The 15,483-nt window shown below is 47.5% G+C and carries 16 protein-coding genes, 1 tRNA gene and 1 rRNA gene; 8 read left to right on the top strand and 10 right to left on the bottom strand.

Translation table 11 applies throughout. The features are described from left to right. Positions 1 to 90: 90 nt before the first annotated feature. From L5M18_RS10475 to L5M18_RS10460, 4 genes are all read right to left on the bottom strand, one after another. Positions 91 to 1,071 carry an MDR family oxidoreductase gene (locus L5M18_RS10475; RefSeq protein WP_263196868.1) on the bottom strand — a complete coding sequence of 327 codons (981 nt, stop codon included), beginning with the start codon at positions 1,069 to 1,071 and terminating at the stop codon, positions 91 to 93. Positions 1,072 to 1,244: 173 nt separating this feature from the next. Further along, positions 1,245 to 1,763: an ankyrin repeat domain-containing protein gene (locus tag L5M18_RS10470; RefSeq protein ID WP_263196866.1), complete on the bottom strand. Its 519-nt coding sequence runs from the start codon at positions 1,761 to 1,763 to the stop codon at positions 1,245 to 1,247. 177 nt (positions 1,764 to 1,940) lie between these two features. Further along, positions 1,941 to 3,461, bottom strand: a complete 1,521-nt coding sequence (locus L5M18_RS10465; protein ID WP_317629896.1) for a catalase — start codon at positions 3,459 to 3,461, stop codon at positions 1,941 to 1,943. A 282-nt stretch (positions 3,462 to 3,743) separates the two neighbouring features. After that, entirely contained in the window at positions 3,744 to 5,645 is a 1,902-nt protein-coding gene (locus tag L5M18_RS10460; RefSeq protein ID WP_263196864.1) for a sigma-54-dependent Fis family transcriptional regulator, read from the bottom strand. A gap of 380 nt (positions 5,646 to 6,025) precedes the next feature. On the opposite strand from L5M18_RS10460, the gene L5M18_RS10455 reads away from it, so the two are divergent. Continuing rightward, complete coding sequence (locus L5M18_RS10455) at positions 6,026 to 7,546, top strand: aldehyde dehydrogenase family protein (RefSeq protein WP_263196863.1); 1,521 nt, start codon at positions 6,026 to 6,028, stop codon at positions 7,544 to 7,546. Positions 7,547 to 7,712: 166 nt separating this feature from the next. Here the strand turns inward: L5M18_RS10455 and L5M18_RS10450 are convergent, their stop codons facing one another. Both L5M18_RS10450 and L5M18_RS10445 read right to left on the bottom strand, forming a co-directional pair. Next, entirely contained in the window at positions 7,713 to 8,216 is a 504-nt protein-coding gene (locus tag L5M18_RS10450; RefSeq protein ID WP_263196861.1) for a hypothetical protein, read from the bottom strand. An 83-nt stretch (positions 8,217 to 8,299) separates the two neighbouring features. Further along, positions 8,300 to 8,764, bottom strand: a complete 465-nt coding sequence (locus L5M18_RS10445) for a DUF2809 domain-containing protein (RefSeq protein ID WP_263196859.1) — start codon at positions 8,762 to 8,764, stop codon at positions 8,300 to 8,302. Between the two features lie 216 nt (positions 8,765 to 8,980). Here L5M18_RS10445 and L5M18_RS10440 point away from each other — a divergent pair, with 216 nt between their 5' ends. The 7 genes from L5M18_RS10440 to L5M18_RS10410 all read left to right on the top strand — a co-directional run bounded on the left by L5M18_RS10440 (position 8,981) and on the right by L5M18_RS10410 (position 13,531). After that, on the top strand, positions 8,981 to 9,568 hold the full coding sequence (locus L5M18_RS10440) for a cytochrome b/b6 domain-containing protein (RefSeq protein WP_263196857.1): 588 nt from the start codon (positions 8,981 to 8,983) through the stop codon (positions 9,566 to 9,568). 53 nt (positions 9,569 to 9,621) lie between these two features. Further along, positions 9,622 to 10,068 (top strand): DUF1924 domain-containing protein, encoded by a 447-nt coding sequence (locus tag L5M18_RS10435; protein WP_198572476.1) that lies wholly within the window; start codon positions 9,622 to 9,624, stop codon positions 10,066 to 10,068. 90 nt (positions 10,069 to 10,158) lie between these two features. Then, on the top strand, positions 10,159 to 10,722 hold the full coding sequence (locus L5M18_RS10430) for a diheme cytochrome c (protein ID WP_198572475.1): 564 nt from the start codon (positions 10,159 to 10,161) through the stop codon (positions 10,720 to 10,722). Then, complete coding sequence (locus tag L5M18_RS10425) at positions 10,715 to 10,981, top strand: PepSY domain-containing protein (protein WP_173242639.1); 267 nt, start codon at positions 10,715 to 10,717, stop codon at positions 10,979 to 10,981. The genes L5M18_RS10430 and L5M18_RS10425 overlap by 8 nt, the downstream gene beginning before the upstream one ends. Then, entirely contained in the window at positions 10,981 to 11,640 is a 660-nt protein-coding gene (locus L5M18_RS10420) for a winged helix-turn-helix domain-containing protein (RefSeq protein ID WP_012586486.1), read from the top strand. The genes L5M18_RS10425 and L5M18_RS10420 overlap by 1 nt, the downstream gene beginning before the upstream one ends. A gap of 4 nt (positions 11,641 to 11,644) precedes the next feature. After that, positions 11,645 to 12,961, top strand: coding sequence for a sensor histidine kinase (locus L5M18_RS10415; protein ID WP_263196854.1), 1,317 nt, complete (start codon positions 11,645 to 11,647; stop codon positions 12,959 to 12,961). Positions 12,962 to 13,063: 102 nt separating this feature from the next. Further along, on the top strand, positions 13,064 to 13,531 hold the full coding sequence (locus tag L5M18_RS10410; RefSeq protein ID WP_263196853.1) for a GNAT family N-acetyltransferase: 468 nt from the start codon (positions 13,064 to 13,066) through the stop codon (positions 13,529 to 13,531). A 105-nt stretch (positions 13,532 to 13,636) separates the two neighbouring features. Here L5M18_RS10410 and L5M18_RS10405 read toward each other — a convergent pair whose 3' ends face one another. The 4 genes from L5M18_RS10405 to rrf form a co-directional block, all read right to left on the bottom strand. Beyond that, positions 13,637 to 13,846 (bottom strand): hypothetical protein, encoded by a 210-nt coding sequence (locus L5M18_RS10405; protein WP_220591706.1) that lies wholly within the window; start codon positions 13,844 to 13,846, stop codon positions 13,637 to 13,639. 404 nt (positions 13,847 to 14,250) lie between these two features. Continuing rightward, entirely contained in the window at positions 14,251 to 14,763 is a 513-nt protein-coding gene (locus L5M18_RS10400; protein WP_106648446.1) for a DUF1993 family protein, read from the bottom strand. 379 nt (positions 14,764 to 15,142) lie between these two features. After that, a tRNA-Asp gene (locus tag L5M18_RS10395) sits at positions 15,143 to 15,219 on the bottom strand. A gap of 36 nt (positions 15,220 to 15,255) precedes the next feature. After that, positions 15,256 to 15,371: ribosomal RNA gene (gene rrf, locus L5M18_RS10390) — 5S ribosomal RNA — on the bottom strand. Positions 15,372 to 15,483: the final 112 nt, after the last annotated feature.

The following is a 15,483-nucleotide window of genomic DNA, read 5'->3' as shown; positions in this document are numbered from 1 at the left end:
TTGGAATACGAAAATGGCAACACATTAGTGTTGCCATTTATTTAAAGTAGAGAAAATCGTTAAATCTAACTTTAACGAAATAGTATTAGATTACAGCTTAACTAATACACGCCCCGTGACTTGGCCTTGGATAATTTTATTCGCGAAATCAGGCACCTCTGCCAATGAAATCTGCTGGCAAGCTTGCTGATAGAAATGTGCAGGCAGTGCTTTAATCACAGCTTCCCATGCCGCTTTTCGTTTCTCAAATGGACAAGAAACAGAATCGATTCCCAGCAAACTCACTCCCCGTAAAATAAATGGCATTACGGTTGTGGGTAATGCAAAACCGCCCGCTAAACCACAAATAGCGGCGGCGCCACCGTATTGCATTTGCGCTAATGCTTTGGCGAGGATCTTGTTGCCAACGGTATCGACCACACCCGCCCAGCGCTGCGCCTCAAGCGGCTTAGCATCTTGTTCAAGCTCACTGCGATCAATCACTTCTGCGGCACCAAGCTCCTTCAATAAAGGCGCATTCTGTTCAACCCGACCACTGCAGGCGACCACACGATAGCCAGCATTGGCGAGCAAAGTCACCGCCACAGAACCCACACCACCACTGGCACCTGTAACAAGAATATCCCCACTTTGCGGTGTTACCCCAGCCTGCTGCAGCGCTTGCACGCACAACATAGCCGTAAGCCCAGCCGTGCCTATCATCATGGATTTAGCGGCATCACAACCTTGCGGCATGGGCACCAGCCAGTCGGCTTTAACTCGCGCTTTTTGCGCCATTCCACCCCAGTGATTTTCGCCCACGCCCCAGCCCGTCAAAATCACCTGATCGCCAACTTGGTATCTCGCATCAGTCGATTCGCGCACCACGCCCGCAAAATCGATGCCTGGTACCATAGGAAACTGACGAATGATTTTGCCAGCACCGCTCACAGCTAAACCATCTTTATAATTCAGCGAGGAATAGGCGACATCAACCAAGACTTCCCCTTCTGGCAAATCAGCTTCTGTAATTTGTGAAACTTGAGCAAACGTGCGTTTATCTTCTTGCGTCAGTAGTAAGGCATCAAACATGAATCGCTCTCCGAAGGCCAAGCCGTATTAAACGATATTCAAAAAGTTACCATAAAAGGCATAGACATCATTAACAAGCAGACTTATTGCTAATAGTAAATGCTGAGATCTAAACAGATTAAAGATAATGACCAAGAGTGATCGAGCGCAAGAGATAGCAAGATTTAGCGTCTTTATTGCTTTAAACTCGCTTGCTGTAAAGCGCCACTTTGACCCCAGTAGCGGGCAAACTCAGTCAAGGTCATTCCGGCATTATTCGTTAGGTTCACATCGCATTCTTTCGCGTATAGCCGCTTTACAATAGTGAATTCGGCCTTAATCACAGCGCCCATCATTGCCGTATTACCACGCTTATCTTGCAAACAAGCATTAGCACCATGCTCAAGCAATAAATCCGTTGCAGCCTCTTGGCCGTTATAAGCCGCCACCATTAGCGCGGTATAGGTTTGACTATTTCTCTGGTCAATAGGGAAGCCTGCATCGAGAAAATGCTCAAGCACTGTGATATCGCCGGTACGCGCTGCTGCAAAAAAATAGTCCACCAGCAATTGTACTTGTGCGGTATCGGGCTTGTCCGTTTGACTGACAGTTGCGGATGTAACCAATGGTGCTTGAAGCGAACCCGCCCCCATTGCCACCGACATACTCAGGGCCACAATAATCAATAATAAGATAGCAATAGTGTGTTTCATCAATGGCTCCCAGCACAGCTAAAATAGAGATTTAAACAATGAGACGTGACGAAATGCCCGCAAGACGCCCTCTTAAACTGGGCAGAAAAGAGCTTGTTTACGTCTTGCGGGACTTACTAGGTTCGGACTGTTAACGCGCAAATCTCTTCGACCAAAACAGTCCTAAAAATAACGACATCAGATTGAACGCTGTTTAACGTCAGCCAGATCACCCTTTACGGCCTTGGTTAAAAGCTCACCAAACTCTGGGTCTGCACGATAAAAGTGACTGAGCATCTGATGTTTCACATTGGCATCGTTCACTTTGCCTAAGTCTCCGGCCAAGTTAGTGATCAGATCTGCTCTATCTTGCTTGCTCAAGCTGCGATAAAAGACGCCCGCTTGGCTAAAGTTATCCTGCTTGCTAATAGCCGTTTGTTGCACAGTCCCCGTTAGCGCAGTCGTTACCGCACGATAACGATTATCTTCGGCCAAGGCTAAATGTACGCTCGGTTGATAGTTCACATCGGACTGGGTATGCCCCATATTGCCCGCACCTTCTTGGTTGTGGTTTGCCACCGCCACTAAGGGTTTATTAATCGGCAATTGCGACAAATTCGCGCCGAGTCGATACAGCTGAGTATCGGCGTAGGAGAACATACGGCCTTGCAGTAATCTGTCTTCCGACGGCTCAATCCCTGGGATCAAATTCGATGGCGCAAATGCCGCCTGCTCAGTCTCTTGGAAGAAGTTTGCAGGCATGCGGTTCAGCGTCATAGTGCCCACTTTTTGTTCTGGCACATCTAGCCACACCTTAGTGGCATCTAACGGGTTGTAATCAAACTTATTAAGCTCAGTCGGGTCGAGTAATTGAACGTACAGATCCCACTTAGGATAGTTACCCTTGTTGATCTCACTATAAAGATCATCAGTTAAATGGTTAAAGTTTTGCCCTTGGACTTTAACCACTTCATCGGGACGTAAGCCTTTAACACCTTGCAGACTCTTCCAGTTAAATTTCACGTATTTAACTTGGTTATCTCGATTCACAAATTTGTACGCATGCACACCGAAACCGTCCATTTCACGATAACTGGCAGGTACACCTAAGTTACTGTAAACCTGAGTCAACATATGGGTTGAACCCGCTTCGTGACTGAAAAAATCGAAGAAACGATTCGGATCTTGCATATTGGTCACTGGCGATGGTTTGAGTGAATGCACCATGTCAGGAAACTTGATCGCATCGCGAATGAAGAATACGGGTAAGTTATTACCGACTAAGTCCCAGTTACCTTGGTCCGAATAAAATTTGGTCGCAAACCCACGGGGATCACGCAGCGTTTCTGGCGAACCTTTCGAGTGGATCACAGTAGAAAAGCGCACAAATACGGGCGTCACTTTACCTTTTTGTGCAAAGGGTGCCGCTTGGGTTAGGTTACTAAAATCGCCACTCGATACAAACTCACCATGGACACCTGTGCCTCTGGCGTGGACGACACGCTCAGGAATACGTTCACGGGCAAAGCGTTGTAGCTTCTGGATAAGCTGCACATCTTGCAATAACACGCTGCCATTACTGCCCGCTGTGGTCGAGTTTTGGTTATCACCCACAGGTGCACCATTGTCACGTGTCAGGGTATTTGTTGGTAAAGTTTGAGCCTGCACATTCAATGTCAGACCCATAGAAATAATTAAAAGGCTTTTAGTAAGATGCATAACAGTTCCTCTTCTATGCATAACGCCAAGCTCTTTTCTGCCTGCCCGCAGTATAGTTCTGAATTTGTAATTAGAAGAAACGATCTTTATCGATTATATGAATCAATAAAACCTATTAGACATAAATTGGCAACAACAAAAAGTCACATTATCAGATACTGAAGCTAGATATTGTGGACTAAAACCTCTCGGTTTTAGTCTATTGCGAAGTGGATAAACGTGGGGTGATTAAGAGATATTTGGCGATTGATTGAGCTTCGCAACAAGAGCCGTAAGCTAACATTAATCCTTAAGCCCCATCTGTTTTAATCGACGGTACAAAGCATTACGGCTGATCCCTAAACGCTTAGCGCATTGGCTCACATTGCCATTACAGGCTTGGTATGCCTGCAGCACATTGCTATAAATCGCCTCATTTAGGGAATCCGATTGAACCTGTGTGACATTCGGCTCCACAACGAACTTGCCACTTGGCAGGGGTGATACTGAATGTTGACGGCTTACCTCCTTAAATTCTTCAAATAAGGGGGCTGCTTGTAACAGGCCTACTTTTAACGGCTCGCATGTGAGTTTGGCCGCCAGATAATCAGGTAAATGCTGCCAAGTTAAAGTGTCATCGCCTTCAGCCATCAAGCAAGCGACTTGCATGAGGTTATCCAGCTCACGCAAATTCCCCGGCCAGTCGTATTGCATCATTTTCCCTAACAGTTCTGGGCAGATATCCTGCGCAGCGATACGATGTTTACGATGCAATTTATGGATAATACGCTCGATATCCAGCCGCTCCCGCAGCGCAGGCAAGCGCACTTGCAAGCCATTGAGTCGGTAGAACAGATCCTGCCGAAACAGCCCTTGAGTCACCTGTTGTTCTAAATCCATATGGGTTGCGGCAATGATTTGGATATCGACTTTAAAGCTTTGATTACTGCCAACGGGTACCACTTCGCGCTCCTGCAGTACCCTCAGTAAACGACTCTGGGCCGCCAGCGGCATTTCGCCAATTTCATCTAAAAACAAAAAACCGCCGTGGGCTTGGCGAATTTTGCCGATAAATCCAGTGCGGTTCGCCCCAGTAAAAGCGCCTGCCTGATAACCAAAAAGTTCAGATTCGACTAACTCGGCAGGCAATGCGGCGCAGTTCACTGCCACTAAGGGCTCGCTGCGACGTGCACTTTGGGCGTGGAGCTTTTTAACAAACTGCTCTTTACCTACGCCGGTTTCACCGAGCACTAACAGCGGAATTTGTTTAGTGATCACCTTATTGGCATGTTGCCATGCGCGCTCAAGTTGAGGATCGCGAAACCGCACGCCCAGTTGAGTGAGCGATTTATTGCTAATCGCAACTAGCTCCTTAGCGCTGGGAATATTTAAGGGCTGAGTCTGTAAATGCAAAGCTAAATGTGGATTAAAACCGCCCGCACGGTTCCAATTATCACCTAAGTACTGCTCAACGCTATCACCCACCTTGGCTTGATTAAGCAATTGTCTCGCCATGGGATTGCACCCCACGATACGGCCATCGCTGTCGGCAATCACTATGCCCTGCCAACCCGAACTGAGCAGATTGGGCTGCGCCGCTAAATCGATTCGATAATGGCTATCGGGCAGATGGCACAAAAGCGCGGTCTCGACCTGCTGCGCCAAACTGGACACTAACATCAGCGTCTGCTGGGTGTGCCTTTGCTGCTCGCTGGTGATATCAATCACCCCGAGCATCTCACCTTGGGGGGAAAATATCGGGCAGGCGGTACAACTCATAAAACGATTCTGGCGAATAAAATGTTGCTCACCCACTACAGATACCGCTTGTTTGGCGGTAAGTGCCGTCCCTATCGCATTGGTGCCCTTGTGCTGCTCAAGCCAATTCACCCCGATATCCAAAGCCACGTCCGCCAATTTTGTGGAGTAACGGCTCACGCCCCAATGCCTAAGTACATAACCCTCGGCATCGGAGAGCAAGAGTCGGCTATTAGAATGCGCCATCAACTGATTAAACAAAGGCAAGGCATGGGATTGCACTAATGCGATGAGCATTTGATATTGCTCATGTTTCTGCTTTATTTCGCAGGCATCGAGCCTAAGCTCCTGGGGTAACTGAAATTCTGACAAGCCAGCGCCAATGCTGCGCTGCCACGAATCGGCCAACCACGCCTGTGTCGATGGTAAATGCGGTTTAACTGTCATAGCCGTGTCCCCCGAGCTGTGTTCCGTTTCGGCACAATTGCTGTGTGCCACTCAATGACAAAGTAACCACAGGACACACTTCTCTCCCTGAGTGCCCATACTTATTCAAATCTGCAAAATTAGCTTTTCATCATACTGTTAGCACAACAAGTGTACAACTCCTGCCAGTTTGGCACTCTCCTTGCGATGCTCACTTGGTATGCAAGCCTAAGGTGTTGCATAAGAGAACACTAAGCCAATCAATAGGATTGGCTTAAAGCAAAACGAAAAATATTTAAAAAGGCATCCAGCAGAGATGCATCAACAAGACTCCCTTGCTGAAGCCAAGAGCGTAAAAATCGCCAACGCCCAGCATGCCATCCACAAGAAGGAATGATTCTATGATTTATGCTCAACCCGGAACCGCAGGCGCAATCGTTAACTTCAAAGAAAAATACGCCAACTTTATCGGCGGAAAATGGGTCGCCCCAGTCAATGGCAAATACTTCGACAATCGCTCCCCCGTGAATGGCCAAAACTTTTGCCAAATCCCGCGATCCGATGCACAAGATATTGAATTAGCGTTAGATGCCGCCCACGCAGCCAAAGAAGCATGGGGTAAAACCTCAGTTACCGAACGCTCAAACCTGTTACTGCGCATTGCCGATCGCGTCGAGCAAAATCTCGAATACTTAGCCGTTGCCGAAACCTGGGAAAACGGTAAAGCGGTGCGTGAAACCTTAAATGCTGACTTGCCCTTATTCGTCGACCACTTCCGCTACTTTGCAGGTTGTATCCGCGCACAGGAAGGCAGCGCTGCCGATATCGACGGCAACACAGTCAGCTATCACTTTCCAGAGCCTTTAGGCGTGGTCGGCCAGATCATTCCTTGGAACTTTCCGCTCTTAATGGCGGCATGGAAAATCGCCCCTGCGCTGGCGGCGGGTAACTGTGTGGTACTCAAACCTGCGGAGCAGACACCGGTCTCGATTCTGGTCTTGCTCGAGCTGATTGAAGACCTATTACCCGCGGGTATTCTTAACGTAGTCAACGGCTTTGGCGCCGAAGCAGGACAAGCTTTGGCCACCAGCAAACGCATCGCTAAATTGGCCTTTACGGGCTCCACCGAAATTGGCTATCACATTTTAAAATGCGCCGCCGAATCCTTAATTCCATCGACCGTTGAGCTTGGCGGCAAATCGCCTAACGTGTTTTTTGCCGATGTGATGGACCATGAAGACGAGTATTTAAATAAAGCCGTCGAAGGCATGTTGCTGGCCTTCTTCAACCAAGGTGAAGTCTGTACCTGCCCATCTCGGGTGCTAGTCCAGGAATCGATTTTTGATCGCTTTATCGAAAAAGTGCTCGCCCGTGCGCAAACCATTAAGCAAGGCGATCCCTTAGATACCGACACTCAAGTTGGCGCTCAAGCCTCTAAAGAACAGTTCGATAAAATCTTAAGCTACTTAGCCATAGGTAAGGCTGAAGGTGCAGAAGTGCTACTGGGCGGCACACTTTGCCAACTCGATGGAGGCCAAAGCGAAGGTTATTACATCAACCCGACGATTATGAAAGGCCACAATAAGATGCGTATCTTCCAAGAGGAGATCTTCGGCCCCGTCATTTCGGTCACCACCTTTAAAGATGAAGCCGAAGCCTTAGCGATCGCGAACGATACTGAGTACGGCCTAGGTGCTGGTGTGTGGACACGGGACATGAACACGGCTCAACGTATGGGACGTGGCATTCAAGCTGGCCGTGTGTGGATTAACTGTTACCACGCCTATCCTGCCCATGCCGCCTTTGGTGGATACAAAAAATCCGGCATTGGCCGCGAAACCCATAAAATGATGCTCAACCACTATCAAAATACCAAGAATCTCTTGGTGAGTTACGATGTTAATCCTTTAGGTTTCTTCTAAGGTTTTTGGGGCTCAAACAAGCTGATGTGAGGAAGCTTTTATTAGGTTTTTAAACGTCTTTGCAAGCAAGCTTATAAAACTTTCCGCATGAGTAATCGATACAAGTGATAAACATGAAAGGGCGAATAGCCCTTTCTTTTTTAACTGAATTTAATTCAAACCTCACTCAGTTTATATTATCAATCCGCGCTAAACGCTGAGCTAATTCAGCAAGAGATGAGGCTGTTTGTGGATCGCTTTGGGGATCGACAACTTCAACCAGTTTAAGTTTTGGCTGAAAAGGTAACCAAGAACTGCCCGTTGTCATCACTAAATCCAGCACAAACTGACCGTAATAGTGCAATCTCAGTCGGTTATCCGTCATAGGCCAATGGGCATAAAGCAGAAAAGAATCGTACATTTGCGCCAAAGAGGTTGTCGCAATGAGCTGAAACCCTTCATCAAGCAGACTAAACTCGGTCGATTCTTCGAAGGGACAATCGAAAGAAGTGATGACCAAATACCCCGAGGTTTTATTGGATAAAACGCAGCGATATTGGCCTTCAATCACTAAGCCAGCAATAAAGGTATGAGTAGGTTGGCCATTGAAATACAGAGGCATTTTCAGTGGGTTAGGCTCAAGTCCATCAGTACGTGCTATTAGCAGTGAAAACCCCGTTATCGGCTGCATCCCTTACCCCACTTATCTGCCTACCTATCTCGCATTCCTATCCGCGAAAACACACGTCACGCGACTCTTGTGAACTCAAATCACTAGGACTGACGGCTTTTCCAATAACAGCCCAGTAAGATCAAGTAACCGACAAAATATGCCACGAGATCAAGTGGATCAAAATGGCTACCTATCACTATCCGCGCCAATCGATTTCCACCCAAGCCCAGCTTATCGACTAAACCCCAATACTGACCAAACTCGATAGCAAAGGCAAACAGCAATACCGCAAACGCCAGCCAAGGAGTTTGAAAAAAGCGTTTAATACCCTCGCCTGTGTTTTGTGCTAGGGGCTTTTCTACTGGGCTGGCAACCGGAACGACAGCCCGCACCATGCAAAACAGTAAGATCACCACCAATACATCGCCCACAAAACCACGAATAAAACCCGCAGGTGCATATAAGGCGATTAAGACTTCGGTCAAAAATAATAAAACGACATAAATACAAAAGGATTTACGACTCGGATTGCGGCTGATAAAAGCGCGAATAACGGCGGTAGACATAGGTAAGTTAATCCCTTCACTCGATTAAAGTGGCAGAATTTACCGTAATACCAAGAGGTTAACAAGCAAGCTTTCGTTGATATTTAAGGCTCGTCACCTAGGCAAGCGCACCACTCAACCCCACCAATTCACTAAATGTTCGCCCCTCAAAATTTAAGCGAGGTTTAAGTTTGGGTTAAGTAGCCTACACCTAAACCCACTTAGGAGCGTCACACCATGTCATCAAACACACTGCAAACCATCAAAGTCTGGGACCTGTTGATCCGCATATTCCATTGGTCACTCGTCGTTTTTTTTGCCTTAGCCTACCTCACTGAAGGCGAAGACGGGTGGATGACCATACACAGTTACGCAGGTTACAGCATCTTAATTTTACTGGTGTTTCGCCTGCTGTGGGGCGTGATTGGTACCCATAATGCGCGCTTTAGCAACTTTATCACTCGCCCTAAAGAAGTGCTGGTGTACCTCAAAGGGCTCATCACAGGCAAAGCCAAAGACTACATAGGCCATAACCCCGCTGGAGCAATGATGATAGTAGCCTTGATTGCTAGCATCGCCATCACGGGATTCTCAGGCATAGCTCTATACGCCACCGACGGACACGGCCCATTAGCCACGAGCTTTTTCGCCACTTGGCCTGAAGGCGCCATAAAAGAAGTCCATGAATTCTTTGCCAACTTCACCGTGTTCCTTGTGGTCATCCATGTTGGCGGCGTCATCGTCAGCAGCCTGTTACACAAAGAAAACTTAGTCAGAGCCATGGTCACGGGCAAGAAACAACGCCCTGTGGAACAAAAAGATTAATCCATTAGCCATTTTGCTTAGCCACAAGACATCCAGCCCAAAAGGAATGCCCTATGAACAAATTCACCAGACACACGAATACGAGTCGCCTTGCCACAGTCGCAATTGCCACCTTGCTGCTGACTAGCCTCAGCGTTAGCGCCGCCAACAGTAAAGTGCAAAGCCTGCCACTTAGCGCCGAGCGTATTGGCACGCAGTTGCAAAGCTATCAAGCCCAAGGCGCTGGACCCTTTACCGCCGCCGCAGGACAAAAGCTTTGGCTACAGGACATGGACGGTCGCAGCTGCGCCAGTTGTCATACCGCTAAAGTCACCGACATGGGGATGCACCAAAATACCCGTAAACCCATTGACCCTATGGCGCCGTCGATTACCGCAGATCGGTTAACCGACTCAGCCAAAATCGAGAAATGGTTTACCCGTAACTGTAACTGGACCTTTAAACGCGACTGCACGCCACAGGAAAAAGGCGATGCTTTACTCTGGTTAAGCCTGCAATAACCGCCAAATTTCGACTTTATAACTCATTCAATGAGATCAATTAATTTCAATACCTTCCACAGAAGGTAACGGCACAAAAAGGAAGATGTCATGACTCAACAAGCACACCCTATTAGCTGGTTCTTAGGTTCATCACTCACAGCTGCGGCATTAGCCATTGGCGTTATCGGCATCAGCCTAACCTTAACCGGCACAGGCTATGCCGACGATGGCCGCGAGCTCAGCCGCGCTGTTCCACAAAATGCGGAATATACGGCAGAATGTGGCAGCTGCCACATGGCTTATCCCGCGAACTTACTCCCCGCCGACAAGTGGCGCGCCATTACCGCAAATCTTGATAATCACTTTGGTGACAACGCCAGTCTAGATCCTCAAGTCACTGCTAGAATTGAGGAATATCTGGTTCAACATGCGGCGCAAAATGGTAAGGTGATGAAAAACAGCACGCCGCTGCTCGTAGGGTCTGGGCCGCAGAAGATCACAGAACAGGCATTTTTTATTGGCAAACACGATGAGATCCCAAGACGTATGGTGCAAGATAACCCCAAAGTCGGCTCATTCAGTCAATGCAGCAATTGTCACAACCTCGCAGAGAAGGGCATATTCGATGAAGATACCGTTAATATTCCTGGTTTTGGCCGCTGGGATGATTAGCAGTCCAAGCACTGATGCCCACGACGATGATCTTTCCAGCAAGGTGGTCGAGTGGGTTAAGGAGGGCAAGGTTTTGCCCTTCGACACCATAATGCAACGCTATGAATCACGGCTAAAGGGACGGTTGCTCGATCTCGAAGTCGAGCAAAAACATGGAAGGATCATCTACGAGCTCGAAATCCTTCGTGACGATGGCATAGTGTATGAAATCAAGATTGACGCCAAAACCGGCGAGTGGCTAAAGGAAAAGGTCGACTGATGCGTTTGCTATTGATTGAAGATGATACAGATCTGGTCGCACGCCTCATTCCCGCCCTTAACAAGGCGGGTTATACCGTCGAGCACGCCGATAACGGTATCGACGGTGCCTTTTTAGGCGAAGAAGAAAACTTCGAAGCCGTGATCCTCGATCTCGGTTTACCCGGCAAACCCGGTTTACACGTCCTCGGCCAATGGCGACAAAAAGGCTTGGCTATGCCAGTGCTTATTCTCACCGCCCGCGATGCGTGGCACGAGCGGGTCGATGGCCTCAAGGCGGGTGCGGATGATTACCTCGGCAAGCCTTTTCACATTGAAGAACTACTCGCAAGGCTCGAAGTGTTGATCCGCCGCCACTTTGGCCGCGCCGACAATGTGTTGCAGCATGCGGGCGTCTCCCTCGATGTCGACAAACAAGCCGTCACCAATGTTGATGGTGAAGTGATAGAGCTGACTAAGATTGAATATCGTCTGCTGCATTACTTAATGGTCAATCCCAGCAAAATCGTCTCTAAGTCAGAGCTCAGTGAACGCATTTACGAAGAAGATCAAATCAAAGACAGCAATGTCATCGAAGTGTACGTCAACCGCCTGCGCCAACGCTTAGGCAAGGATTATATCGAAACCCGCCGCGGCCAAGGTTATCGACTCAAGGAGTAAAGGCGTGTATTCACTCAAGGGTTATCTGACGCGCAATCTGCTGATCACGCTCACCTTTACCATGGTGCTGTTATTGTATTTTCTATACCAAGGCATCCAAATATTAACCCAAGACTTTGTCGCTTCGCGTCTACAACACGATGCCGACAGCCTGATCTCCGCCCTGAATCACAATCCCGATGGCACATGGGCGCTCACCACCGACCGTTTACCCAATGTGTACCACAGGGTTAATTCTGGGCATTATTTTGCAATTCAAATCGGCGAGCAAACTCTGCGTTCACGATCCCTTTTCGACCATAACGTGAACATGCCAAAACTGACCGCTGGTGAGCAACACCAAGCCACTGAGTTTGTCAGCAAAGAACACTGGCTGATGTTCAGTCAGGCCGTTATCAAAGATGATCAATTAGTTACTCTGTGGGTGACAGAAGATATTAGCTCGCTTGAACAAACCCAAGTGCAGTTTTTAGCCTTTGCCAGCGCAGCCGTGTTGCTCACGATTGTCATTCTATTAATAGCACAGTATCAATTACTTAAACGCGGTTTTAAACCCTTAGAGCAGATGCCAGAAGCTATCCGGCAAATGCGCACCCAAGGGCAAGAAATCAATCCTGACCAAGTGCCAAGCGAGATAGTCCCGCTGATCGAAGAGATAGATCGCTTAGTTAATCAATTGGGCCAGCGAGTACAACGCTCCCGTAATGCCTTGGGTAACTTGGCCCACGAGATGAAGCGTCCACTACAAGGGCTGCAGTCCTACCTAGAAAGCCTTCCACCTGAACAGCGGAGTGAGGGCAGTAAAGTGCTCGCAAACCTGCACCACATCATTGAGAGAGAGCTTAAGCGCACTAAGATTGTCGGCCTATCCACTCCAGGGCGTTATACCGTGCTCGATGACGATCTTGCGCCGCTGATTCAAGTAATGCAGCGCATTTACCCAGACCGCATTATTCACAGTCATTACACGAGCGGCTTAGTAATGCCGTTTGATCGGGATGACTTACTCGAACTCTTAGGCAACTTGCTGGATAATGCCTGCAAGCATGGTCGCAAAAATATTGAGATCCATATCAGTCAGCAAAACGTGCCAGCTACTGGCTATGGGATAGAAGTGAGTGATGATGGCGAAGGCGTCTCCGATGCCGCGCTGTCCGTTATCATTGAGCGCGGCATTCGGCTAGATGAAAGCATCCAAGGCCATGGTTTAGGATTATCTATCTGCAAAGATATCGTCGACAGTTATCAAGGCGAACTCGGTTTTAGCCATGCGAAACAAGGCGGACTTAAAGCCAGCGTATTTCTGCCGCTCCCGAATTAAACGGTATACTCACTCGGCTTGTGCCCACTGAGTTCATGCAAGCCAATAGAGGGTATAATTTGCCCGTTCAAACCCCTTTCCCCAATCAGTCTAGAGATTTATATGAAAGTTATCGACCTAAAATCGGCCCCGCAACACATTCCACAATTGGCGGAGTGGCATCATCAAGCATGGGCACATTTAAGTTCTGCGGACGCCACAGTCACCACACTCATTGAGCAAATGAGCGAGTACCTCTCTGACGCCGCCATTCCTAAGATGTTTATCTGTGAAGACGCTAACCAAGTCATGGGCTCCTCCTCATTAACCGCAGCAGACATGGACACCCGAACAGACCTCAGCCCTTGGCTCGCCAATGTGTATGTTAATGCACACTATCGAAATAAAGGCTTGGGGAAAATATTAGTCAATGCCGTCGTTGATTATGCCAAAGCACTCGGATTACAAAAAATCTATTTGTTTACAGCAGACAAAGCAGATTTTTATCGATCGCTGGGTTGGTCAAAGATTTCACGGGAAGATTATATGGGCGAGATGGTCACGATAATGGAATATGAATTTAAGAAGTGAATGCTTAAGGAGAGTGAGCAAGCCCCACGACGGGCGTCGTGAAGCTGTACATACTGGCGAAATATCTAGATGTGATATCCAATACTTAGCGACAAGCCAATGGCTTTAGTCAATTTCTATATCCACGCCGAAACGATTGGATAGTTGGCGTTGCTCGTGCAGAATTTCAATTCGGCGGCGAGTGTCTTGGGTCAACTTGTCTTTGAGGCGCAAACCACTAGTAATGGCGGCTTTTTTTGCTTTCGTGCTCTTTATCGGTAAATCAGTTGTCGTTGCATCCGTTGGACTCTCGACGGCTTGAGATTCGATAGACATAGCTAACTCCTTTAATTAGAACCTTAAATAGGCTCTTCCAGTAAATCCCTGCTCAAAACAAACAGGTCATCTTTAATGAGTCAATTCGCCATTCACTATTTAAGTAATAGATAATTTGGCGACTCATAAACTTACGGCCCCTATCATTCACCTAAGCCAACAAGATTAAATACATGCTAACAGGATAAAAATAATCGAGACGTAAGGTTGAAATGAAAAACTGAGTATTGATTGACTTCATCGGCGTAACAGAACTCTAACGAGCCCTAATTATCCAGCGATAAAGCGGCATAACATAGGTAGAGAAAGAACAGGTGGTAATGCAGAAAGGTTGGTAAGCTCGAGCGGCAAAGCGCTGCTGCGCAACAATTAGGCTACGCAACAGTACTACATCTAGCCTAGATTTACGACTTATATGGCATAGCGCCGAGGTAATCTTTCTTGCCAATTTCAACACCGTTGTGGCGCAAAATCGCGTAGGCTGTTGTTACATGGAAGTAAATGTTCGGAATCGCATGCTCAATGGCAAACTCATAACCGGTAAGATATTTTCCTTCCCAGCGTGGTTGTGAGACATGGATCGTGGCCGCATTAGCAAAATCATCCGCTTTGAACGTCGCTAAGTAAGCTAACACTGAGCTAATACGAGCTTGTAACTCAGCTAACGTCGTTTCGCTATCATCGTGCTTTGGCACTGTATCTAAGTTATCGGTCAAGCGTGCCACGCCAATTTTGGCAGTATCGCAGGCAATCTGAACTTGGCGAATAAGGTTAAATTGATCCGGCGCTAAACGTGAGTTTAATAGCACCGCCATATCGACTTTCTTGAGGTTTGCGAAGCATTCGCCCTTTTCAAGAATAACGCTTAAATTTTTCAGCATCTTGCTAAATTGTACAACCGTTAAATCATAAAGCATGGCATGGACCTCATTGATGGACGCTACAAAACTGCAGCACTTAAGACTATCTTGGGGCAAATAATTCAATTTCAATCATTCTTGGAATTTAAGTATCTGCTTAATAATAAATACTTCAATATAAACGATATTAAGTCAATTAGGACAAGAAAAAGATAGACGTTACCTATAGGGATAGAGCGTCAGCTACAAGCTAAGAGATTAAAATTATCTCGGACTGATCCGAATAACAATAACGTACACTCGTAGGAATTGGGATGGCTGGGTATGAGGATAACCACATGCTTCGAGCACGAAGCATCAACGTCACTGACACTAATTATCTGCGACACCATAACGAAAAAAGCCTCATCTTTCGATGAGGCTTATCTCTTAATGTTGGCGGAGCGGACGGGACTCGAACCCGCGACCCCCGGCGTGACAGGCCGGTATTCTAACCAACTGAACTACCGCTCCTTTAGCTTAGCGTCTACACGTTAACCTAAATTAGGCGCTTGGCGATGACCTACTCTCACATGGGGAGACCCCACACTACCATCGGCGCGTTTGCGTTTCACTTCTGAGTTCGGGATGGGATCAGGTGGTTCCACAAGGCTATTGTCACCAAGCAAATTCTGTTTATTACCGTGTCCATCTCTGGCTCACGTTAATAATAATTCGGAAAGCTGATTTGCTTTGTTTGAGTTCAAACTTTATCAAGTGTCGATATTCTGTCCTGTC

It is taken from the genome of Shewanella sp. SM20, assembly GCF_025654545.1.
GTDB classification, from domain to species: Bacteria; Pseudomonadota; Gammaproteobacteria; order Enterobacterales; family Shewanellaceae; genus Shewanella; species Shewanella oncorhynchi.
The sequence above is the reverse complement of the archived record's forward strand: the minus strand, read 5'-3'. Positions and strand labels throughout refer to the sequence as shown.